The organism is Kitasatospora sp. CB02891 (genome assembly GCF_002803145.1).
GTDB classification, from domain to species: Bacteria; Actinomycetota; Actinomycetes; order Streptomycetales; family Streptomycetaceae; genus Kitasatospora; species Kitasatospora griseola.
Window position 1 is genome coordinate 1 of record NZ_NNBO01000006.1, and the last position, 22,228, is coordinate 22,228.

Below are 22,228 nucleotides of genomic sequence, written 5' to 3' on the forward strand. Positions count from 1 at the left end.
GGTGGCCTGGCCGGCGGGGCCGCTGGCTCCGGCGACGGCGATGACCTTGCCGGCCAGCGGGCGGCCGGTCTCGGTACGGGGTGCGGTGGTCACGCGGCGATCTCCTCGACGTCGGCGCTGGTGATGCCCTTGGTGTCGGCGATGACCCGGCTGAGCTTCTTGGACAGGGCTTCGTAGAACATGCTGAGCGGGAACTCGTCGGGGTGGACGGCGTCGCACAGCGCCTTGCGCAGCGCCTTGTCGTCGGCGAGGTCGAGCGGGAGCGCCTCGGGGCCCTTGGCCCAGGTGGAGGCAGGGTGCGGGGTGAGGTACTTGGAGACCAGCTCGTAGGCGGCGATCCAGTGGGCGGTCTTGGGCCGGTCGATGCCCTCGCGGTAGAGGGTCTCGATCTCGGCGCAGAGCTGGTTGGTGACCTCGGCGACGCGCGACCAGTCGATGGTGAGGCGGTTGTCGCGCCAGCGCAGCGCGTCGTGCTTGTGCAGGTAGGCGAAGAGCAGCTGGCCGCCCATGCCGTCGTAGTTGCGGACACGGTCGCCGGTGACCGGGAAGCGGAACATCCGGTCGAACAGGACGGCGTACTGGACGTCGCGGCCCTGGGTGTAGCCCTCGGCCTCCAGCTTGACCGACTCCTTGAAGGTGTTCAGGTCGCAGCGGAGCTCTTCGAGGCCGTACATCCAGAACGGGCTGCGCTGCTTGATCATGAACGGGTCGAAGGGCAGGTCGCCGTGGCTGTGGGTGCGGTCGTGGACCAGGTCCCACAGGACGAAGGTCTGCTGGACGCGGTCCTGGTCCTGGAGCAGGCTCGCGGCGTCGGCGGGGATGTCGAGGCCGAGCTGGCGGACGGCGCTGGTGGAGACGGTGCGGAAGCGGGCGGCCTCGCGGTCGCAGAAGATGCCGCCCCAGGTGAAACGTTCCGGCGCTTCGCGGACGGCCACCGTCTCGGGGAACAGCACCGCGGAGTTGGTGTCGTAGCCGGCGGTGAAGTCGTCGAAGGTGATGCCGAGGTAGCCCGGGTTGTCGAAGCGGGTCTTCTCCAGCTCGGCGATCCACTCGGGCCAGACGACCTTCAGCAGGACGGCTTCCAGGTTCCGGTCGGGGTTGCCGTTCTGGGTGTACATCGGGAAGACCACCAGGTGGCCGATGCCGTCGGCGCGGCGCTCCTCGGGCCGGAAGGCCATCAGCGAGTCCAGGAAGTCGGGCTCCCGGTAGCCGGTGTCCGCCCACTTGGCGAGGTCGGCCCGGACGGCGGCGAGGTACTCGGCGTCGTGCGGGAAGTGCGGGGCGAGCTCGGCGACGGCGGCCTGCACGGTCTCGACCAGGGGGTCGACGGTGGGGCGCGGCACGGTCGCGAGGTCGATCGAGCCGTCCTTGGACTGCAGGGGACGGAGGGCCTCGACGGCGTCCTTGAGGCGCAGCCAGGCCGGGTGCCCGGCAAGGTCGGCGGTGGGGGTGTCACCCGCGGCCGCGAGAGTCGGCGAAAGATTCTGCATCACAGGCTCACTTCGACAGGAGTTATTTCGACAAGACCACGTTAAATGCGAAAGGTCTTCCGGCTCAAGGGCAACTTGACGGCGGACACTCCAGTTCGTAGCGCGACCGGTGCCGCTCCCTGACGGGATGGATGAAACGGACAGATCCGGCGTCGCTTCCGGTACGCCCGACCCTGCCCCGCACCCGAACGGCCCGCCACCGGGGGCTTCCGCTCCGTCACCGTCGGCCGCGCGAGGCGCTGCGCCGGGCACCGCTCCACGCCCGGTGCAGGCCCGGCCGCGCCTCGGTGCGCCCCTGTTCACGCCCTGCTGCGCCCGGTCGGGATCGGTGACCGTGGGGTGGCGTGCACATCCGGCCGGAGGGGGAGGCGATGCACGGTCCGGTGCTGGTGAACTGGCTGCTGGCGGCGCTGGCCATGGGCAGCGGCGGCTACTGCGGGTGGCGGGTGCGGCATGCGAGGCGGGACGTACGGGCCGCCGCGACGTGCGGGGACGGCCGGTCGGCCCGGCCGGAGTCGGACGTGCTGGAGGCCGCGATGGGTTTGGGCATGGCGGGGATGGCGCTGCTGCCGGGCGTGGCCTGGGGCTGGCCGTACGCGCTGCTGGCGGCGGTGCTGCTGGTGGGCGCGCTGGCCGGGCGCGGCGCGGGGCTGCGGGCGCACCGGCTGCACCACGGGATCGGCGCGCTGGCGATGGCGTACATGGCGCTGGCGATGGCGGGCGGTCCGCCGGGCGGGCACGCCGGGCACCATGCGGGGCCGGCCGGGCTGCCGGTGGTGACGGGGCTGCTGCTGGTGTACTTCGGCGGGTACGCGCTGTGGGAGGGCAGCCGGGTGATCGCGGCGGGCGGTCCGGCGGTGGCGGCGCCGCTGCCGCGGGCCTGTCGGGCGGCGATGGGCATCGGGATGTTCGCGATGCTGCTGACCATGTGAGCCGCCGGCCGGGCCGGGCGACTGACGGGCCGTCCGAAACCCTGTGGCGACGTGGTGTTGGTCACTGGACGCGCCCGGCCGTTCCCCGTCGGCGTGAGGCGGCATAGGTTGGGGGGAAGCGCATCGCCGCGCCTCGAATCCCGCCTCGGGGAGCCCCTGCCATGACGGCACTGCTGAGCCTGCTGCTGCTCGGACTGCTGCTCGCCACCGTGGCGCCGAGCCGCCTGGCCCGGGCCCGCTGGCCCGAGCGAGAACCGGTGTTGGCCCTGTTGGTGTGGCAGATGCTGGTGGTCGCGGTGCTGCTGTGCTGCGTACTGAGCCTGCTGCTGGCGAGCGCGGCCGCGCTGCCCGCCTGGCGGGACGTGGTGTTCTCGGGCGCCCCGGACGGAGTGGCGGACGCGTACGGCCTGGCGGGCCGGGAGGGGTGGGGCCGGCTGTCGGCGGCGGTGCTGGCGGCGGGCGGGTTGTGGACGGCGCTGTCGTTGGCCCGGGAGATCCGTTCGGCCCGCGCGGAGCGCGGTCACCGCCATGCGCAACTGGTGCGGCGGGCCCCCGAGTTGCCGGCCTCGCTGCTGCCGCGTCGACGGGCGGCGGCCAAGGAGCCGCTGGTGGTGCTGGAGAACGTCCGGCCGCAGGCCTGGTCGCTGCCGGGGCCGCGGGCCCGGCTGGTGGTGACCACGGGGGCGCTGCAGCAGCTCTCGGACCGGGAGCTGGCGGCGGTGCTGAGCCACGAGCGGGGCCATGTCCGGGCCCGGCACCACTGGTTGGCGCAGTGTGCGCAGGCGCTGGCGACGGGTTTTCCGGGGGTGGAGGTGTTCTCCGCGTTCCGGGACCAGGTGGCGGTGCTGGTGGAGCTGGCGGCGGACGACCGGGCGGCGCGCCGGCACGGGCGGGTGACCACGGCGCTGGCGCTCGCGGAGTTGAACAGCGAGGTGTTCGCGTCCTGCCCGCCGCGGCAGTTGGCGCAGTCCCCCGCCCGGGTGGACCGGCTGCTGCTGGGCGAGCCCCGGCTGCCGCGGCGGGCCCGACTGGCCTGGACGCTGGCGGCACTGGCCGCGCCCGTGACGGCCGCGCTGATCGCGGCCGCGCCCGGGCTGTCGACGCTGTTCTGAACCCGGCTGCCCCTGCCGCCCCCCCCCCCCCGGATGCCCGGGGGCGCGCGGCCGCCCGGTCAGTCCGACAGCGTCTCGGCGAGGATCCGGCGGTGCACGGGGCGGGCCCTGCGGTAGCGCTCGCGGCCCTCGTCGGTGAGCGTGATGAAGATGCCGCGGCGGTCGTCCTCGCACATCGAGCGCCGGACCAGGCCGGACTTCTCCATCCGGGCGACCAGCCGGGAGAACGCGCTCTGGCTGAGGTGCACGCTGCCGGAGAGCACCTGGGCGCGCGAGCCCGACAGGTGCTCCTCCTGCTCGAACTCCCAGAGGCGCTCCAGCAGTTCGAACTCGCTGACGCCGATCCCGAAGGTCTCGCCGAGCTCGCGGTCTATCGCACAGGACGTGGCCGCGTGGCTGGCCAGCACGGCGCGCCACTTCTCGGCCAGCGCAGTCTCCACCGCGGGGTCACGATCCGGATCTAGGTCGGTCACGCCGCCACGTTAGCACATGCGTACGCATCTGTTGCAGCCGCATTAAATGCACTTGCATCCCATGCACATGCATGTAGCGTACGGTGCCATGACCGACACGCGATGGACCCCGCGCATCTGGGGCGCCTTGGTGGTGCTCTGCGCCGCCATGTTCCTGGACGCCCTCGACGTCTCGATGGTGGGCGTCGCCCTGCCCTCGATCGGCGCCGATCTGCATCTCTCCGACTCCGCCCTGCAGTGGGTGGTGAGCGGCTACGTCCTGGGCTACGGCGGTCTGCTGCTGCTCGGCGGCCGTGCCGCCGATCTGCTCGGCCGTCGCCGGGTCTTCCTGATAGCCCTGGCCGTGTTCGCCGGCGCCTCGCTGCTCGGCGGGCTGGTCGACAGCGGCCCGCTGCTGATCGGCGCCCGCTTCCTGAAGGGCATCAGCGCCGCGTTCACTGCCCCGGCCGGCCTCTCCATCATCACCACCACGTTCGCCGAGGGCCCGGCCCGCAACCGCGCACTGTCCATCTACACCACCTGCTCCGCCGCCGGCTTCTCGCTCGGTCTGGTCATCAGCGGGCTGCTGACGTCGGCCGGCTGGCGGCTGACGTTCCTGATGCCCGTGCCGATCGCACTGGTCGCCCTGCTCGCCGGCATCAAGCTGCTCCCCCGCCAGCACGGCGAGCAGCGCACCTCCGGCGGCTACGACGTGGCGGGCGCGATCACCGGCACCGCCGCCGTCCTACTGCTGGTCTTCACGGTCACGGAGGCGCAGGGCGTGGGCTGGCTGTCGCTGCGCACGCTCGGCTCACTGCTGCTGGTGGCGGTGCTGGCCGCGGCCTTCCTGCTGATCGAGGGGCGCACCGCGCACCCGCTGGTGCGGCTCGGCATCTTCCGCAACGCGGGCGTCCGCCGGGCGAATCTGACGGCGCTGACGCTGATGGGCTCCTACGCGGGCTTCCAGTTCGTGGCCACGCTCTACCTGCAGCGGCTGCTCGACTGGTCGGCGCTGGAGACGGCGCTCGGCCTGCTGCCCGGCGGCGCGATCGTCGCCTTCTCGGCCGGCTCGGTCAGCCGGCTGCTCGACCGGTTCGGCCCGGAGCGGGTGCTCCCGGTCGGCGTCGCCTCGATGGCCCTCGGCTACGCGCTCTTCCTCCGGCTGGACGAGCACAGCTCCTTCCTCGGCCTGGTGCTGCCGAGCATGCTGCTGATCGGCGCGGGCTTCGCGCTGGGCTTCCCCTCCATCAATGTGGCCGCCACCAACGGCGTGCCGGACGACGAGCAGGGTCTGGCCTCGGGCCTGGTGAACACCTCGCTCCAGGTCGGCGGCGCGATCGTGCTGGCCGTCACCACCGCGGTGCTCACCGCGGGCACCGGCACCGGCACCGACGCGCACGCCCAGCTCGCCGGCTACCGGCCCGCCCTGCTGCTGGTGACGGGCACCACCACGCTCGGGCTGCTGATCGCGCTCACCGGCGCGCTGCGCGGCCGCCGCGCCAGGGCCGCCGCCGAGCCGGTTTCGGTGCCGGACTACCAGTACCGGCCGCTGGAGCAGGAGGTGCTGTCGGAGCGTTGAACACCCGCAGGGCCGGCGCCCGTGAGCCGGGCCGCGGGGCCATCGCGCAGGCCGGTGAAAGTCAGGGCCGAAGGTCGGGGCCGGCTCCACCAAACCCCCGTGTTGGTGGAGCCGGAATGCCGCCCGGTCCGCGCCCGAGCGGGGCGGGGCCGACGGCGGCGCAGTCACCATGGCAGCTTGCCGGGCCCCGGTCAATCCGGTTCGCCACCCCGATACCGAACTGCGGCCCGGCGGCCGCTGCGCGGGCCGACCCCTGACGTTCCGTCAGTCCCGGTCGGCCCGCGCGGCACCGCCGGGCCCTTTCGTCACTGGTTCTTGAGGATGCCCTGGAGCAGGTCGAGGGTCTGCTGCGGGGTCAGGCTGTCCACGCAGAGCCGCTCCATGACCTGGACGTACTCGTCCACGTCGTCGCGCTTGTCCAGGTACAGCGCGCTGGTGAGCTGCTCCAGGTAGACCACGTCCGGCAGGTCCTGCTCGGGGAAGCGCAGCACCGAGAACGCGCCGCTCTCGCCGGCGTGCGCGCCGAACCGGAAGGGCATCACCTGGAGCACCACGCTGGGGAGTTGAGCGAGGTCCACCAGGTGCTCCAGCTGGGCGCGCATCACCTCGGGGCCGCCGACGGGGCGGCGCAGCGCGGCCTCGTCGATGACGGCCCACAGCTTCGGGCCGCGGCCCTCGGTGAGCAGCTTCTGCCGCCGGGCGCGCAGCGCGACGCGGCGTTCGATCTCGTCGTCGGCGAGCGCGGGCCGGTTCTGCGCGAAGATCGCCCGGGCGTACTCGTCGCACTGGAGCAGGCCGGGGACGAACTGCACCTCGTAGGTGCGGATCAGCGCGGCGGCCTCCTCCAGCCCCATGTAGGTCTGGAACCAGTTCGGCAGGACGTCGTTGTAACTGTGCCACCAGCCGGACTTGTTGGCCTCGCGGACCAGGGCGAGCAGGGTCTCCCGCTCCGCGCCGCCGGACAGCCCGTAGAGGCTGAGCAGATCGGCGACGTCGCGCTCCTTGAAGGAGACCCGGCCGAGTTCCATCCGGCTGATCTTGGACTCCGAGGCGCGGATCGCGTAGCCGGCGTCCTCCCGGCTGATCGCACAACCCTCGCGGAGCCGGCGGAGCTGGGAGCCGAGGAGGATGCGGCGCACCATCGAGCCCCCACCGGGCTGCACTGTGGTCATCTGACCAAACCTCCACTCGGAAAGACCAGTTGCACAGTCTGCCATCACTTGGACGCACTGAGTGCCGGTAGTGATGCGCTCGGCTACCGGTTCTGATGCGCAGACACCATCTTGCACGTGCATCCGGTGCATGCATATGCCAATCGCACGACTGCACGTGAATCGACTCTTGCATCTGCCGTGAGCGCAGAGGACCATGGTGCACGTGCACTTGCACGCCCTTGGCAACCCCGCGGGCTCCGCGTCGACAGCTTGCGCGATTCCGCACACCCGTCCCGGCAACGCCCGTGCGTCGCTGGGTACTTGCGTGTGCGCGCAACGGTCGGACGCGGCGGCAGAGCGGCCGAGCGAGTCGGAGGTGACCGGCATGACCCCGGTGGGTCCCGCCGTGTCCGCCCCCTTATGGGAGGAGCTCTTCATGAGCACCGGTACGGCCCTGGCGACCGACCCGCATGTGGTCAGCTGCACACTCGCTCCCCGCTTCGAAGCCGTACGCACCGCGCGGGAGTTCGCCCGGACCACCCTCGAGGACTGGGGCCTCGGCGACCTCTTCGACGATGTCGCCCTGGTGGCTTCGGAGTTGGTGACCAACGCGCTGCGGCACGCACTCGGCCAGCGCGAGCCGTCCCGGGTGCCGACCCAGCTCGCTCCGCAGCTGGCGGCCGGCTCGCTGCCGATCCGGATCAGCCTGGTGCACCGGGCCCCGCAGGTGGTGTGCGCGGTGAGCGACCCGTCCAGCACCGGCCCGGTCGCCCGGGAGGCCGACTTCGTGGCGGAGTCCGGTCGCGGGCTGCACCTGGTGGACTCCTTCTCCCGCTCCTGGGGCTGGCACCCGCTGGCGGGCGCGGGCAAGGTGGTGTGGGCGCTGTTCGACGCCCGCGGACCGGAGACGGTGGCCGAACCCCCGCTGCCGAACCTCGGTCGACACCGCCGCTCCGCCTGACCGCCAATCCGCCTGACCGCCACTCCCCTTGCTCCTGCGCACGTCCGCCCACGTCTGCGCCCGGAAGCCCGACCGCACCGCCCGCCGCCATCGACTCGTCGGGTCGAACGGGGTCGGCCAGGTCGAACAGCCCGACACGCCGAGCAGGCCGGCCGGGACGCCCGGAAAACACGAAGGCCGTCGTGGGATCTCCCACGACGGCCCGGGGGCATCGTCCCTGACGCACCGTCAGAGCGCGGTGCCCAGGTGGTCGAACTCCCCGTCCTTCACGCCGAGCAGCATCGCGTCGATCTCCGCGCGGGTGTAGACCAGCGCCGGGCCGTCGGGGAAGCGCGAGTTGCGCATCGCAACGCCGCCCCCCGGCAGCGCGGCGAACTCCACGCAGTTCCCCTTCGAGTTGCTGTACCGGCTCTTCTGCCAGACCACGTCGAGGTCCGCCGCCGCGATGCCGTTGTACGCCTCACCCATTGATTTCTCCCCAGACCCTGGTGAATGCCTCACTTGACGTGATGATAGCTCGGCTGCACGTGCATCAGCATGGGAAATTTCCCGTGCAGAAGACCGTGCCAATGCCGCCACCAAGTCTTCACAGGGCCGCAATTGACGGTGCGTAAGCGGACACAGCCGATCAAATCGACCATCGCCCCATGACCGTCCGCACACGGCCGTCAGCACGTTGTCGATCATCAACGCCCGGCCCCACGCCTCACAGCCAGTCACAACTCGCGCTGTGATGACCGTCACTTCCTGGCGGAAAGCCGCCCGCTGCCGGTATCCGGCTGCAAGGCACGCTGGGCAATGTCCTACGATCTGGCCCATGAGCACCGCAGCCATCCCGGGCGCGCCACTGCCCGTCCGTACGCCAGGCTCCCGTGCGCGGGGGCGCCACCGCCGTCCCGAGCGCCCCGAGATCATGGCCGGTTCGCCTGCCCTGGTGCTGGCGGTTCCGGCCGTCGCCGGGCCGGAGACCCGCCCGGTCGTCGACGAGCTGCTGTCCGTCGTGCGCGGCGACCAGCCGGGCATCGAGGTGACGGCCGCCTACCTGGGCGGCGAGGACGCTCCGACGGTGGCCGAGCTGCTGGGCGCCGCGGCCGAGGCCGGCCTGGCCGCGCCGGTGGTGCTGCCGCTGGTGCCGGGTCCGCACGAGTTCCTGACGGAGCTGCACAAGGCGGCCGCCGAGACCGGCGCCCAGGTGCTGGACCCGCTGGGCCCGCACCCGCTGCTGGCCGAGGCGGTGCACGTGCGCCTGTCCGAGGCGGACCTGGCCCGCGCCGACCGCGCCCGACTGTTCGCGATCGCCACCGCCGCCGACGGCGTGGTGCTGACCACCACCGGTGGTGAGGAGGCCGCGGCCGCGGCCGGCATCACCGGCGTGCTGCTGGCCGCCCGGCTCGCCGTGCCGGTGGTCCCGGCCGCGCTGGACGTGGCCGGTTCGGTCGCCGCGGCCGTCAACCACCTGAAGGCCACCGGCTGCGAGCGCCCGGCGCTGGCCCCGCTGGTGATCGGCCCGGAGGCCGACCCGGAGCTGCTGGCCGCGGCCGCCGAGGAGACCGGCTGCCCGAGCGCCGCCCCGATCGGCGCCTACCCGACGGTGGCCCAGCTGATCGCCTCCAGCTACCTGGCGGCGCTCCCCGAGCCCACCCAGGAGCAGTTGGAGGCCGCCGAGGCCGCCGCCGCCGAGCAGCGCACCACGCCGGGGGCGCACGCGGCGCGCTGACGCGCCGTCCTATGGAACGCGACGGGCGGGAGCAGCGCATCGACGCGCTCCCGCCCGTCGCAGTCTCTCCCCTCCTGTCGGGAGGGGGAGCGCTCAGCCGGTGACGCGCCCGGTCCGCGGCGCGCTGTCGGTGAACTTCAGCGCGGGCAGCGCGACCTGACGGGGCGGGGTGGGCGCGGTCGCGGGGCTGGTGGCGGCGTTCCACGGCCCGGCCGCGAGCCCGGGGGCGGGTTTGCCGAGCGCGACGGCCGCCGACTGCCCGGCCTTGCGGAACAGGATCTGCTTGGGGGCGGGCGCGTCCGGGTCGAGCCACAGTTCGGGGCCGTCGCCGAACTCGCAGTCCAGCACTGCGATGTCGTCGGGCTTGCCGTCGGCGGTGGCCCGGAACGCCACGCCGGCCTTGCGGTGGCCGGTGAGTCGGCTGCGGCTCAGAGTGACCTGCTCGCCGTCGAGTTGGTGTTTGAGGGTGGCCACGGCGTAGTCGGACTGCCCGGCCGCGTCGATCAGCAGCCCGTCGAACACGGTGCCCTTGTCGCGGCCGAGCGCGTGGACGGCGATCCCGCCGGCGGCGTTGCCGTACAGCACCGAGGCGCGGTAGCCGAAGTCGTTCAGGTAGGCGCCGTGCTCGATGCCCCAGCCGCCGTTGTGGTAGGCGGCGAACCCGGTGACGGTGTGCGGGTGTTCGGAGTTCTGCCAGACGAAGATGCCGTCCTCCAGGTTGTTGTGCGCCAGGCAGTTCTCGAACGTCCACACCCCCTCGCTGTTCTCCGGCCACTCGTACCCGGACGCACCGGTGGCGCCCTGCACGCCGACGGCCACGCAGTCCCGGGCCGTGGAACCGGTGCCCGCTCCGAGGCTGAAGCCGGTCAGCCGGTAGCCGCGCGGGTTGGGCTCGTACACGGTGCGGGAGGCGACGCACCCCAGGTAGGCGATGTCGTCGGACGGGATCTGCGGGGTGCGGGTGTCGGTGGGGCCGTCCCACCAGTACGCGTCCTCCCAGGTCTGGTGGGAGATGCAGCCGCGGAAGGTGATGCCGTGGCTGTTGTGCGGCACGAACGCGTGGCTGCCGGCGTCGCGGACCACGACGCCCTCGACCACGGTGCCGCGCGAGGTGTCCAGCAGCATGTGGAAGTGCAGCCCGTACCGGCCGAGCACCGGCTCGGTGACGGGCTGCCCGTTCCAGCTCTCCTTCCCGGCGGCGCGCGGTCCGACCCGGCGCAGCGCGGCGTGCCGGAGGTCGGCCGGACGGCTGGACGTCAGGTGGACGTGCGCCCGGCCCTGTTCGGTGCCTTCGACCCGGACGTTGCGGGTCAGGTTGAGCACCTCCGCGCCGAACACCGCACCGCCGCCGGCGCTCACCCGCGGGTGGGCGTGCTGGAGCGGCGCGGTGAGGGTGACGGTCCGGCCGTCGACCCGTTGGACCGTCACCAGGTCGTAGGAGGTGGAGAAGTCCGCGGCGTCGGGCGGGGCAGTCGGGGTGACGGCGAGTTCGTCGCCCGCCTGCCAGCCCTCGGGGTCCGCGGCCAGTCGCACCGTGGTGTCGCCGGCCTTCAACTCGGCGGCGGCGCGCACCCAGGCGGTGCGGGGTGCGCCGTCCAGCCGGAGGTAGCCGCTGCCGGTGACCCACAGGCCGGTGTCGGTGTCGACGACGGTCATGCCGCCGCCCTGGAAGCGGTGTTCGTCGATGTCGGGGAAGCGCAGGATGTGGGTGTGCGCCGGGTCGGGCGTGAGGGCCAGGACGCCACGGACTTCGACGTTGCCCCCGCTCTCCAGCGTCAGCGAGCGGTCCTTGGCGAACACCAGCGAGCCGCCGGCGTCGATCAGCAGCGAGCCGACCCGGGCGTCGGCGTCCAGCACCACCTTGTCGGTGATCCGCACGGCACTCCCCGGCCCGGGCGCCCTGCCGCCCCACCCCTTGGCGTCCGACCACTTCCGTCCGCTCTCGTCCAGCGCCGCCGGGGCCGCCGTCGGCGGCGGGCCCGCCGCCGTCACCGCCGCCCCGGCCAGCGACTGCCGCAGCGCCGCTCCCCCGCCGACCGCCGTCACCGTCCCGACGGCCAGCCAGGTCAGCATCCGCCGCCGCCCCAGCAGCGGCCGCCGGTGCCGCCCGTTCTCCCACTGCTCCACGATGGCCGCCTCCCGAACACCCGCAGGGACTCCGAATCGTCGGGGGCAGCATAGGCGGCGGGCCGGACGGATATCGGCGACTTCGGGGACGGTTAAGCATTCTGACGTATCGTCATTCGTCAGTTCGACAGAAATGTCAGCGGACGGAATTTCACCACCCGTTGCCGACAGTCGGACAGAACGGTTCAAACCACCCGGCCGAGGCGATCGCAAATGCCCCCAAGATGAACAATTGCTCACGAAGCGGCATACCATCCCAAATCGGACACAAGATCACCAATTCCCTGACGGCGCAGCAGTTCTCGGAGCGCGCAGCGGATTTCGCCGGGAATCCCTTGATCGTTTTTTCGGGAGCAGCGGCAGCCGTCACGGAAATTTGCTAATCGTCCTTAAATCCGCTTAATCTCCTGCCCACGTTCGTGGACACACGGACCCAGCTCACCCGGAACGCCGAGTCCTGCCGCCGGGTGTGCCGGCTCATGCGAAACGCACCGCGGCAGGGGCGGGGGAACCAGGTAAGTCGCCCTGGGGCGGTCCTGACGGACCGGTCCGGGGCTAGGGGTGAAGCCGGGCGCACCGAGAGGTGCGCGCGGCCGGGCAACTCCAGCCCGAATCCGACAGCTCACCTCGCAGGCGTGGGAGAGGAACGCATCTTCATGCTGCCCGTCAGCGCCAAGCGCGCCCGCCGTCTGATCGCCACCACCGGTGTCGTGGGCATCGGCCTCACCGTCCCCGGCCTCGCGGCCGGCACCGCCTCCGCCGCGTCGGTGGCCACCTGGGACAAGGTCGCCCAGTGCGAGTCCAGCGGCAACTGGTCCATCAACACCGGCAACGGCTTCTACGGCGGCCTCCAGTTCACCGCCTCCACCTGGGCCGCCTTCGGCGGCACCGCGTTCGCCCCGCGCGCCGACCTGGCCACCAAGGACCAGCAGATCGCCGTCGCCGAGAAGGTGCTGGCCTCGCAGGGCCCCGGCGCCTGGCCGGTGTGCTCGGTCCAGGCCGGTCTGACCAAGGGCGGCGGCGCCCCGCAGGTCGACACCTCCGCGGGCTCCACCGCCGCCAAGCCGTCGCAGGACACCGCGCCGAAGCCGGCCCAGCCGCAGGTCCAGCAGGCCCCGAAGCAGACCCAGCCCCAGCAGCAGCGCCAGCAGGCCCAGCCGCAGGCCCAGCAGGCTCCCCAGGCCTCCGGCAGCTACACCGTGGTGGCGGGCGACTGGCTGTCCGCCATCGCCCAGCGCCAGAACGTCGAGGGCGGCTGGGAGAAGCTGTACGAGCTGAACCGCTCCGTCCTGGCCGAGGGCCCGGACATGATCTACCCGGGTCAGCAGCTGGCGCTCGGCAACGTCGCCGTCGCCCAGGCCCCGGCCAAGCAGTCCGCGCCGGCCGGCAAGTCCTCGTCCAACGGCTCGAACCGGAAGACCGACGCCCCGGCGCCGAGCACCCCGGCCCCGGCCAAGCCGAGCACCCCCGCGAAGCCCGCCGCCACCACCACGACCACCGCCACCACCACCGCCGCCGTCAAGGCGACCGGGTCGAAGGCCGCGGCGATCGACTTCGCGCTGTCCAAGGTCGGCCAGCCGTACATCTACGGCGGCACCGGCAACGGCGGCTGGGACTGCTCGGGCCTGACCCAGGCGGCGTTCCGCCAGGCCGGCATCAGCCTGCCGCGCGTCGCCGCGGACCAGGCCGACTACTCGACCCGGGTCTCGCTGAACAGCCTGCAGCCGGGCGACCTGCTGTTCTGGTCGAACAACGGCGCCAACTCGGGCGTCTACCACGTGGCGATCTACATCGGCGACGGCAAGTACGTCGAGGCCGCCAACCCGAAGTCCGGTGTGCGGACCGAGACCATCGCCAACTGGGCGCCGGACTTCGCCGGTCGGGTCTGACACCCGGAAGCCCCCGCCGCACGCACCGCACGGTGAACGCCGCTGCCCTCGGAGACCCTGGTCGGCTCCGGGGGCAGCGGCCTGTTCTCGGCCGGAAGCGGTGCCGAGACCGGGGAGCGGTGCGATGGCGAAGGTGACGATCACGCTGGAGGCGGACCTCGCGCTGGAGGTGATGATGCGCCTCGGGGTGAGCAGCCCGCAGGACGCGGTGGAGCTGCTGGTGCGCGACTGCCTGTCCACCGGTCGGCGCACCCGGGCGCGGACCGGCGGCAGCCGGGACGGCGAGCGGTTCGCCGGCCCGGCGCCGTCCGTCGAGGAGGGCTGAGCGACCCGGCGGGCGGGGCCGGTCGGCAACCCGTCAAATCCTGTTACTGTCAAGGAACTTACCGTCTAGTAAGTTCGCGGCCGAGTCCCTACCCTGGGCGGACCCCCACCCACCCAAGGGAGTTCGCCGATGGCACACCCCCTCGCCCGGGCCGCCCGCGCCGAGCATCTGCGCGACCGTGCGCCCGTCGAAGTCCTGCGCTCCGACGGCCGGGTCGTCGAAGCCCGCACCCCGCACCTGGTGCCGCCGCCGGACGCCGGCAGCCTCGCCGACCTGCCGTTCCGCAACGCCGAGCAGGCGCCGGACGCCGAGGTGCTGACCAGGCGCCGGCCGGACGGCGGCTGGCAGCAGGTGACGGCCCGGCAGTTCGCCGAGCAGGTGGCGGCGACCGCCCGCGGGCTGATCGCCGCCGGGGTCCGGGCCGGCGGGCGGATCGTCCTGATGTCGCGCACCCGCTACGAGTGGACGCTGCTGGACTTCGCGGCCTGGGCGGCCGGCGCGTCCGTGGTGCCGGTGTACCCGACCTCCGCGATCGAGCAGGCCGAGTGGATCCTCCGCGACTCCGGCGCGGTGCTGGCGGTCGCGGAGGACGCCGGCACCGCCGAGGTGCTGACGGTGGCGATCGCCCGCACCGGCGGCACGGTGCCGCTGTGGCGGCTGGACGAGGACGCCGTCGCCGCCCTCGGCGAGCTCGGCAGGACCGTCCCCGCCGGGGAGGTGGAGCGGCGCAGGAAGGGGCTCGGCCCGGACAGCGAGGCCACCCTGATCTACACCTCCGGCACCACCGGACGCCCCAAGGGCTGCCTGCTCACCCACGCCAACTTCCTCACCGAGGCGGCGAACTGCCACGCCCTGCTGGAGCCGGTGTTCACCGCCGCCACCGGCGAGACGCCGTCCACCCTGCTGTTCCTGCCGCTGGCCCACGTGCTGGGCCGGATGATCCAGGTGACCTGCGTCTTCGGCCGGATCCGGTTCGGCCACAGCCCGTCCCTGAAGCCCGACGAGCTCCGGCCCGACCTGGCCGCGTTCGGCGCGACCTTCCTGGTCGGCGTGCCCTATCTGTTCGAGAAGATCCACCAGTTGGGCCGGGCCGAGGCGCAGGCGAAGGGCGCGGTGCGGGTCTTCGACCGGGCGGCGGAGGTCGCGGTGCGCCACGCCCGCGCCGAACTGGCCGCGCTGGCCGGCGAGGGCGGCCCCGTGCCGCTGTCGCTGCGCCTCGCGCACCGCCTGTACGACGCGCTGGTGTACCGCCGGGTGCGGCAGGCGATGGGCGGCCGGATCCGGTACGCGATCAGCGGCGGCTCCTCGATCGACCCGGAGCTGCTGCTGTTCTTCGCCGGCGCGGGCGTGCTGGTGTACGAGGGCTACGGGCTGACCGAGACCACCGGCCCGTCCACCGTGAACCCGCCGCTGCGGCCCCGCCCGGGCACCGTCGGCCCGCCGGTGCCCGGCAGTGCGGTGCGGATCGCCGAGGACGGCGAGGTGTTCCTGAGCGGCGGCCAGGTCTTCGACGGCTACTACGAGTTGGGGGCGGAGCCGGCCGAGCGGGAGCAGTGGTTCGCCACCGGCGACCTGGGGCGACTCGACGAGGACGGCTACCTGACCGTCACCGGCCGCAAGAAGGAGATCCTGGTGACCTCCGGCGGCAAGAACGTCTCCCCCGGCCCGCTGGAGGACCGGCTGCGCGCCCACCCGCTGATCAGCCAGGCGCTGGTGGTCGGCAACGGCCGCCCGTACGTGGGCGCGCTGCTCACCCTGGACCCGGAGGCGGTGGAGCAGTTCCTGCGGCAGCAGCCGCCGACGCCCACCGCGAGGACCGTGGACGTGAGCAGCGCCGTCCCGGCCCACCCCGCCGTGCTGGCCTCGCTCGCCGAAGCGGTGCAGGCCGTCAACTCGACCGTCTCGCGCGCCGAGTCGATCCGCCGGGTGCGGGTGGTCGGCGGCGACTTCACCGAGGAACGCGGCCTGCTCACCCCGTCGCTGAAGGTCCGCCGGCAGGCCGTCAGCACCGCCTACCGGCGCGACATCGAGCAGCTCTACGGCTGAAACGCCGCCGCGGCCCCCGCTCCGCCATCGAGCGGGGGCCGCAAGCGCCGTGGAACACCCGTCAGTTGCGCGGACCCGACCCGGTGGAGCCGCGCATCACCAGCTCCGGCTGGAACATGAACTCGGAGCGCTGTCCCGGGTTTCCGCCGACCTCCTCCAGCAGGGCGTCGACGGCGGCGGTGGCCATCGCCTCGACCGGCTGGCGGACGGTGGTCAGCGGCGGTTCGGTGAACGCGATCAGCGGCGAGTCGTCGAACCCGACCACCGAGACGTCCTGCGGCACCGACAGGCCCCGTTGGCGCACCGCGCGGATCGCGCCGAGCGCCATCATGTCCGAGCCGCAGACGATCGCGGTGCAGCCCTTGTCGAGCAGCGCCTGGGCGGCGGCGTGCCCGCCCTCCACGCTGAACAGGGTGTGGTGGACCAGCTCCGCGGCCTCGTCGGCGGTGCGCCCGGTGAGCTGCTGGAGCGCGGCGGTGAAGCCCTCGATCTTGCGCAGCACGGGGACGAACCGCTTCTGGCCGACCGCCAACCCGATCCGGTCGTGGCCGAGTTCGACCAGGTGCTGGACGGCCATCCACATCGCGGCCCGGTCGTCCGGGGAGATGAACGGCGCGGCGATCTTCTCGCTGTAGCCGTTGATCAGCACGAACGGGACCTGGCGGCCCGACAGCTTGGCGTACCGGTCGTGGTCCGCGGTGGTGTCGGCGTGCAGTCCGGAGACGAACACGATGCCGGCCACGCCGCGTTCCACCAGCATCTCCACGAGTTCGTCCTCGGTGGAGCCGCCCGGGGTCTGGGTGCACAGCACCGGCGTGTAGCCGTGCCGGCTGAGCACCTGCTCGATGACCTGGGCGAGCGCCGGGAAGATCGGGTTGCTGAGCTCCGGGGTGATCAGGCCGATCAGCCCGGCGCTGCGCTGGCGCAGGCGGGTGGGTCGCTCGTAGCCGAGCACGTCCAGCGCGGCCAGCACCGTCTGCCGGGTGGTCGCGGAGACGCCCGCCTTACCGTTGAGAACGCGGCTGACGGTGGCCTCACTGACCCCCGCCTGCGCCGCGATGTCGGAGAGTCGCGCCGTAGTCACGATCCCAGAGCCTATTGCAACCACCTCAGACCGCCCACCATGCGGTGCTGTCGGCCGGGAGTTCGGTCTGCTCGGACTCCGCCACGGCCGCCGAGGACAGCAGCAGCCGGCCGGGCGCGGGAACGGTGACGCTCTCCCCGGTGGCGTTCACGGTGCACACGAACGACCCTTCGGCCGACTCGCGACGGAACATCAGCACGCCCTCCGGGGCGGCCAGCCACTCGACCTCGGTGCCGGCGCCGAGCGCGGGCTGCGCGCGGCGCACGGCCAGCGCGGAGCGGTACAGCTCCAGCGTCGACGTCGGGTCACCGGTCTGGACCTCCACCGACAGCCCGGCCCAACTGGCGGGCTGCGGCAGCCAGCTCGGGCCGCCGGCCGTCGGGCCGAAGCCGTACGGCGCCTCGGCGCCGGACCACGGGATCGGCACCCGGCAGCCGTCGCGGTAGCCGTCCTGGCCGGCCTGCCGGAAGAACGACGGGTCCTGGCGGACCTCGTCGGGCAGGTCGGTGACGTCCGGCAGGCCGAGCTCCTCGCCCTGGTAGAGGTACGCGGAGCCGGGCAGCGCGAGCATCAGCAGGGTGGCGGCGCGGGCCCGGCGCAGGCCGAGCTCGCGGTCGCCGGCGGTGCGGATCTGGGTGCCCAGGCCGGGCTCGTTGGCGAACCGGGTGGCGTGCCGGGTGACGTCGTGGTTGGACAGCACCCAGGTGGTGGGGGCCTGCACCGGGCGCATCGAGTCGAGCGACAGGTCGATCACCTCGCGCAGCTTCGCCGCGTCCCACTCGGTGCCCAGGTACTGGAAGTTGAACGCCTGGTGCAGCTCGTCGGGGCGGACGTAGTTGGCGGTGCGCTGGACGGTCGGGGTCCAGGCCTCGGCGACGCCGATCCGGTCGCCGGGGTACTCGTCGAGGATCTTTCGCCAGCTGCGGTAGATGGCGTGCACGCCGTCCTGGTCGAAGAACGGCATGACGTCGTTGCCGAGCAGCTTCAGCTGGTCGTGGCTGCCGAGGTCGGGCAGGCCGGGGGCCTTGACCAGGCCGTGGGCGACGTCGATCCGGAAGCCGTCGACGCCCATGTCGAGCCAGAACCGCAGGATGGAGCGGAATTCGTCGGCGACCGCGGGGCTGTCCCAGTTGAAGTCGGGCTGCTCCGGGGCGAACAGGTGCAGGTACCACTCGCCGGGGGTGCCGTCGGGGTTGTCGCTGCGCGTCCAGGCCGGGCCGCCGAAGATGGACTCCCAGTCGTTCGGCGGGAGTTCGCCGTTCTCGCCCTTGCCGGGGCGGAAGTGGTAGCGCTCGCGCAGCGGGGAGCCGGGGCCCTCGCGCAGCGCCCGCTGGAACCACTCGTGCTGGTCCGAGGAGTGGTTGGGGACCAGGTCGACGATGATCCGCAGGCCCAGCTGGTGGGCGTCGCGGATCAGCCCGTCGGCGTCCAGCAGGGTGCCGAACATCGGGTCGACGGCACGGTAGTCGGCGACGTCGTAGCCGGCGTCGGCCTGCGGGGAGGCGTAGAACGGCGAGAGCCAGACCGCGTCCACGCCGAGGTCGCGCAGGTAGGGCAGGCGGCTGCGGATGCCGGGCAGGTCGCCCATGCCGTCCCCGTTGCCGTCGGCGAAGCTCCGCGGGTACACCTGGTAGATGACCGCGTCCCGCCACCAGCCGCCTCTGGAGGCCCCGGTGGTCGCAGCAGTCGTCCGAGCGGCGGGAACGGCGGCGGGCCGGGAGGCGTCGGCCAGGTTCTGGGTCATTGGACAGTCATCCCTTGGGTGCTGTGGAAGGTGACGGAGGTTCAGGACTTCGCCGCGCCGGCCGTCAGACCGGTCACCAGGTGACGCTGCACCAGGTAGAAGACGACCGCGGCGGGGATGGCGATGAGCACCGAGGTGGCGGCCATCAGCTGCCACTGGTGGTCGTGCTCGCTGACGAACGAGGCCAGGCCGACCGCCAGCGTGTACTTGCTGGACGAGAGCATGAAGGTGGAGGCGAAGGCGACCTCGCCCCACGCGGTGAGGAAGGAGTAGAACGCGGCCACCGCCAGGCCCGGGCGGGCCAGCGGCAGGATCAGCCGCCAGAAGGCGCCGAACGGCGACAGCCCGTCGACCCGGCCGGCCTCGTCGATCTCCACCGGGATGGTGTCGAAGTAGCCCTTCAGCAGCCAGGCGCAGTACGGCACGGTGGTGGTCGCGTAGACCAGGATCAGGCCGGTGTAGCTGTCCAGCATCTGCAGGTTGGACAGGATGTAGTACATCGGCACGATCAGCACGGCGATCGGGAACATCTGGGTGACCAGCAGGGCCCACATCAGCGGGCGGTAGCCGGGGAAGCGCATCCGGGAGACCGCGTAGCCGGTGGTGGCGGCGATCAGCACGCCGATCAGCGTGGTGCCGCCGGCCACGATGGCCGAGTTGCCGAACCAGGTGAGGAAGCCGGTGTCGCCCAGCACCCGGCCGTAGTTGGCGAGGGTGGCCTTGTCCATGATCTTCGCCGGGTGCAGGTAGTCCATGTCGTCCGGCCCCAGCGAGATGTACGCGATGTACAGCACCGGGAACAGGGCGATCAGGCTGGCGACGATCAGGGTGCCGTGCGAGAGCACGGAGGCCAGCCGGGAGGACTCGCCGCGCGGACGGACCTTGACGGGTCGTCCGGCGGGCGCCGGGTCGTCGGTGGCGGGGCGGTCGGCGGTGAGGGTCATCGGGCTACCTGCCTGGTCCTTGGGCTGGGGTTCGGTTCCGATCCGGGCGTCGGCGCTCATCCGTTGGCCTTCTCGACGCGGGCCGTCCAGCGGCGGTAGAAGCCGGTGAAGACGATCAGGATGGAGAGCAGCAGGATTCCGTAGGTCGCCGACTGCGCGTAGTCCGCGGGCTGCTGGCCGAAGCCGAGGCGGAACGCCCAGGTGACCAGGATCTGCGCGTCGGGGGCGCCGGAGCCGAACAGCAGGAAGATGATGGCGAACTGGTTGAAGGTCCAGATCACGCCGAGCAGCACGACGGTGGAGGAGACGGTCCGCAGGCCGGGCAGGGTGACGTGGCGGAACCGCTGCCAGGCGGTGGCGCCGTCCATCTCGGCGGCCTCGTACAGCTCGGCCGGGATCGACTGGAGGCCGCCGAGCAGCGAGATCATCATGAACGGCACGCCGACCCAGGTGTTGACCAGGATCGCGGCGAACTTCTGCGCCAACGGGTCGGACAGCCAGCCGGGTTCGGGCAGGTGCAGCATCGACAGCAGGCCGTTGACGGCGCCGCCGTCGGCGAGCATCAGCCGCCAGGAGAAGACGGTGACGAAGGTCGGCACCGCCCAGGGCAGGATCAGGACCAGCCGGTAGACGCTGCGGCCGCGCATCTTGCGGTTGAGCAGCATCGCCAGGCCCAGGCCGATGCTGTAGTGCAGGACCACGCAGGTCACGGTCCAGACGACGGTCCAGATGAAGTGCGACCAGAACCGGTCGTACGCGGTCGGCCCCCACAGCACGTCCGCGTAGTTGTCGAGGCCGACGAAGTCGAAGCTGTCGGGTATGTGGTTGACGCCGATCTGGCGGCCCACGTTGAGGCTGGTGGCGTTGGTCAGGGTCAGGTAGAAGCCGCGCACCAGCGGGTAGCCGACCAGCGCCCCGAGGACGACCACGACCGGCGCGACCATCGCGTACGCGTACCAGTACTTCGAGTACGACAGCCTGATGCGCTGAACGACCGCAACTGCCATGGGTTGACACCTTCTCCAGGAGGTCCGCCGCCTGCCTCGGCGACTGGTGCTGTGTGGTCTGACGGGGCGCGCCCGGCCCACCGTCAGGTGTGGGCCGGGCGAGCCTGGTTCCGACTTACTTGCCGAAGCCCGGCAGGAGCTTCGCGTAGTCGGTGGCGGTGGCGTCCAGGCCGGCCTTGGTGTCGGACTGGCCCTGGACGATCTTGCCGAGGTTGGTGCCGAACGAGGCGAACAGCGAGGCGTACTCGGGCAGTTCGGGGCGCGGCTGGGCGGAGGTCAGGATCGCCTGGAAGTCGGCGATGCCCGGGTTGGCCTTGACCTCGGCGGTGTAGGCGTCGCTGCGGGTCGGCAGGGTGCCGTTCTTCAGCGCGAGGAAGGTCTGGCTCTCGGCGGAGGTCAGGAACGCGGCGAGCTTCTCGGCGGCGGCCTTGTGGGCGGCGTCGGAGCCGGCGTAGACGGAGACGTTGTGGCCACCGGTCGGGGCGCCGCCCTTGCCGGAGGCGCCGTTCGGGACGGCCGCGATGCCGAGGTTCTTCTTGTCGGCGAAGGCGGCGCCCTTGTAGACGTTGGTGACCTCCCACGGGCCCTGGATGATCGCCGCGACCTTGCCGGTGTTGAAGGCGTCCATCATGTGCGCGTAGGCGTCGGTGGTGACGTCGGCCTTCACGGTGCCGGGGGCGGTGAACATCGACTTGTAGGTCTCGACGGCCTTGACCGCCTCCGCCGAGTTGACGGTGATCTTCTTGCCCGCGGCGTCCACCATGTTGGTGTTCTCGCCGTACAGGAACGGCATGGCGTAGTAGCCGTCGGCGGCCTTCAGCCAGAAGCCGTCCACGCCCGCCTTCTCCTTCAACTGGGCGGCGTCGGTCTTCAGCTCGTCCCAGGTGGTCGGCGCGGCGGTGATGCCGGCCTTGGCGAACAGCTCCTTGTTGTACATCAGGGCGAGGGTGTCGGTGACCAGCGGGACGCCGTAGGTCTTGCCCGAGTACTTGGCCTGCTGGATCAGCGAGGGCTGGAAGACGGAGGCGTCGGTCAGCGCCGGGGTGCCGTCCAGCGGCTCCAGGTAGCCGGCCTTGGCGAAGGCGGAGGTCCAGCCGACCTCGGAGCGGAAGGCGTCCGGCGCACCCTTGGCACCCATCGCGGTCTGGAGCTTGTTCTGCGCCTGGTCGAACGGCACGTTCTCGAACTTGACCTTGATGTTCGGGTTCGCGGCCTCGAACTTCTTGACCAGTTCCTGGTAGTTCGGCGCCTCGTTGGTGGCGTTCGAGGTGTCCCAGTAGGTGATGGTGACCGGTCCGCCGTCGCCCTTGGCGTCCGAACCGGAGCCGCTGCTGCCGCACGCTGCAAGAGTGACCGCAAGAGCCGCAACGAGAGCGGAGGCCGCGATACCACGCCGCATGGAAACTCCTTGAAAGATGAGGGTGCCCGAGTGGGGGAGGACCGCGCATAATGGCTGTCCCAGCCGACTGCGCCGTTGCAGGCCGTCGGGCTTGAGCAGGAACGTAACAGCGCGGTCAGCGCGACTGAAAGTCCTTGCAGCAAGTTTCTGCAAGTTCCAGGGGATCGTTACGTCCACGTGTCCTTAGAGTTGCCGCCGCGCGTCTTGACCATCCGTGGCCTTGCGGAAACTCCTTGCAGCCCCACCATCGCCGAGCAGGCAGAACA

18 protein-coding genes and 1 riboswitch are annotated in these 22,228 nt (G+C 72.0%); of the genes, 8 read left to right on the forward strand and 10 right to left on the reverse strand.

Annotated elements, in window-relative coordinates; genetic code table 11:
* Positions 1–89: 89 nt before the first annotated feature.
* A complete protein-coding gene (locus tag CG736_RS15115) occupies positions 90–1,490 on the reverse strand; it encodes a DUF6421 family protein (protein WP_100586753.1) in 1,401 nt (466 codons plus the stop codon).
* A gap of 344 nt (positions 1,491–1,834) precedes the next feature.
* On the opposite strand from CG736_RS15115, the gene CG736_RS15120 reads away from it, so the two are divergent.
* Together CG736_RS15120 and CG736_RS15125 are read left to right on the forward strand one after the other, a co-directional pair.
* Entirely contained in the window at positions 1,835–2,422 is a 588-nt protein-coding gene (locus tag CG736_RS15120) for a DUF5134 domain-containing protein (RefSeq protein ID WP_369880202.1), read from the forward strand.
* A gap of 161 nt (positions 2,423–2,583) precedes the next feature.
* The gene (locus tag CG736_RS15125) at positions 2,584–3,534 is read left to right on the forward strand and encodes a M56 family metallopeptidase (protein WP_043913011.1); all 951 of its coding nucleotides are present in this window, start codon (positions 2,584–2,586) and stop codon (positions 3,532–3,534) included.
* Between the two features lie 59 nt (positions 3,535–3,593).
* Here CG736_RS15125 and CG736_RS15130 read toward each other — a convergent pair whose 3' ends face one another.
* Complete coding sequence (locus tag CG736_RS15130; RefSeq protein WP_100586755.1) at positions 3,594–4,007, reverse strand: MarR family winged helix-turn-helix transcriptional regulator; 414 nt, start codon at positions 4,005–4,007, stop codon at positions 3,594–3,596.
* An 88-nt stretch (positions 4,008–4,095) separates the two neighbouring features.
* On the opposite strand from CG736_RS15130, the gene CG736_RS15135 reads away from it, so the two are divergent.
* On the forward strand, positions 4,096–5,565 hold the full coding sequence (locus CG736_RS15135) for an MFS transporter (RefSeq protein ID WP_232734008.1): 1,470 nt from the start codon (positions 4,096–4,098) through the stop codon (positions 5,563–5,565).
* A gap of 305 nt (positions 5,566–5,870) precedes the next feature.
* Here the strand turns inward: CG736_RS15135 and CG736_RS15140 are convergent, their stop codons facing one another.
* Positions 5,871–6,737 (reverse strand): helix-turn-helix transcriptional regulator, encoded by an 867-nt coding sequence (locus CG736_RS15140; protein WP_100586757.1) that lies wholly within the window; start codon positions 6,735–6,737, stop codon positions 5,871–5,873.
* A 418-nt stretch (positions 6,738–7,155) separates the two neighbouring features.
* Here CG736_RS15140 and CG736_RS15145 point away from each other — a divergent pair, with 418 nt between their 5' ends.
* Positions 7,156–7,680: an ATP-binding protein gene (locus CG736_RS15145; RefSeq protein WP_100586758.1), complete on the forward strand. Its 525-nt coding sequence runs from the start codon at positions 7,156–7,158 to the stop codon at positions 7,678–7,680.
* Between the two features lie 228 nt (positions 7,681–7,908).
* Here the strand turns inward: CG736_RS15145 and CG736_RS15150 are convergent, their stop codons facing one another.
* The gene (locus CG736_RS15150; protein ID WP_100586759.1) at positions 7,909–8,148 is read right to left on the reverse strand and encodes a DUF397 domain-containing protein; all 240 of its coding nucleotides are present in this window, start codon (positions 8,146–8,148) and stop codon (positions 7,909–7,911) included.
* A 349-nt stretch (positions 8,149–8,497) separates the two neighbouring features.
* Between CG736_RS15150 and CG736_RS15155 the strand changes: the two genes are divergently transcribed.
* Positions 8,498–9,397, forward strand: coding sequence for a hypothetical protein (locus CG736_RS15155; protein WP_232734009.1), 900 nt, complete (start codon positions 8,498–8,500; stop codon positions 9,395–9,397).
* A 93-nt stretch (positions 9,398–9,490) separates the two neighbouring features.
* Here CG736_RS15155 and CG736_RS15160 read toward each other — a convergent pair whose 3' ends face one another.
* A complete protein-coding gene (locus tag CG736_RS15160) occupies positions 9,491–11,524 on the reverse strand; it encodes a hypothetical protein (RefSeq protein WP_100586760.1) in 2,034 nt (677 codons plus the stop codon).
* Between the two features lie 477 nt (positions 11,525–12,001).
* Positions 12,002–12,173, forward strand: a riboswitch (cyclic di-AMP (ydaO/yuaA leader).
* On the opposite strand from CG736_RS15160, the gene CG736_RS38605 reads away from it, so the two are divergent.
* The 3 genes from CG736_RS38605 (at position 12,160) to CG736_RS15175 (ending at position 15,784) form a co-directional block, all read left to right on the forward strand.
* On the forward strand, positions 12,160–13,413 hold the full coding sequence (locus CG736_RS38605; protein ID WP_157815596.1) for a transglycosylase family protein: 1,254 nt from the start codon (positions 12,160–12,162) through the stop codon (positions 13,411–13,413). Its footprint overlaps the riboswitch before it by 14 nt.
* Positions 13,414–13,537: 124 nt before the next feature.
* Complete coding sequence (locus tag CG736_RS15170; protein WP_100586761.1) at positions 13,538–13,738, forward strand: hypothetical protein; 201 nt, start codon at positions 13,538–13,540, stop codon at positions 13,736–13,738.
* Positions 13,739–13,867: 129 nt separating this feature from the next.
* Positions 13,868–15,784, forward strand: coding sequence for a long-chain fatty acid--CoA ligase (locus CG736_RS15175; protein WP_100586762.1), 1,917 nt, complete (start codon positions 13,868–13,870; stop codon positions 15,782–15,784).
* 61 nt (positions 15,785–15,845) lie between these two features.
* Here the strand turns inward: CG736_RS15175 and CG736_RS15180 are convergent, their stop codons facing one another.
* From CG736_RS15180 to CG736_RS15200, 5 genes are all read right to left on the reverse strand, one after another.
* On the reverse strand, positions 15,846–16,868 hold the full coding sequence (locus CG736_RS15180) for a LacI family DNA-binding transcriptional regulator (RefSeq protein ID WP_189271146.1): 1,023 nt from the start codon (positions 16,866–16,868) through the stop codon (positions 15,846–15,848).
* 25 nt (positions 16,869–16,893) lie between these two features.
* Positions 16,894–18,612, reverse strand: coding sequence for a glycoside hydrolase family 13 protein (locus CG736_RS15185; protein ID WP_100586764.1), 1,719 nt, complete (start codon positions 18,610–18,612; stop codon positions 16,894–16,896).
* A gap of 41 nt (positions 18,613–18,653) precedes the next feature.
* The gene (locus CG736_RS15190; RefSeq protein ID WP_100586765.1) at positions 18,654–19,556 is read right to left on the reverse strand and encodes a sugar ABC transporter permease; all 903 of its coding nucleotides are present in this window, start codon (positions 19,554–19,556) and stop codon (positions 18,654–18,656) included.
* A gap of 56 nt (positions 19,557–19,612) precedes the next feature.
* The gene (locus tag CG736_RS15195) at positions 19,613–20,563 is read right to left on the reverse strand and encodes a carbohydrate ABC transporter permease (RefSeq protein WP_100586766.1); all 951 of its coding nucleotides are present in this window, start codon (positions 20,561–20,563) and stop codon (positions 19,613–19,615) included.
* A gap of 115 nt (positions 20,564–20,678) precedes the next feature.
* A complete protein-coding gene (locus CG736_RS15200) occupies positions 20,679–21,962 on the reverse strand; it encodes an extracellular solute-binding protein (protein WP_100586767.1) in 1,284 nt (427 codons plus the stop codon).
* Positions 21,963–22,228: the final 266 nt, after the last annotated feature.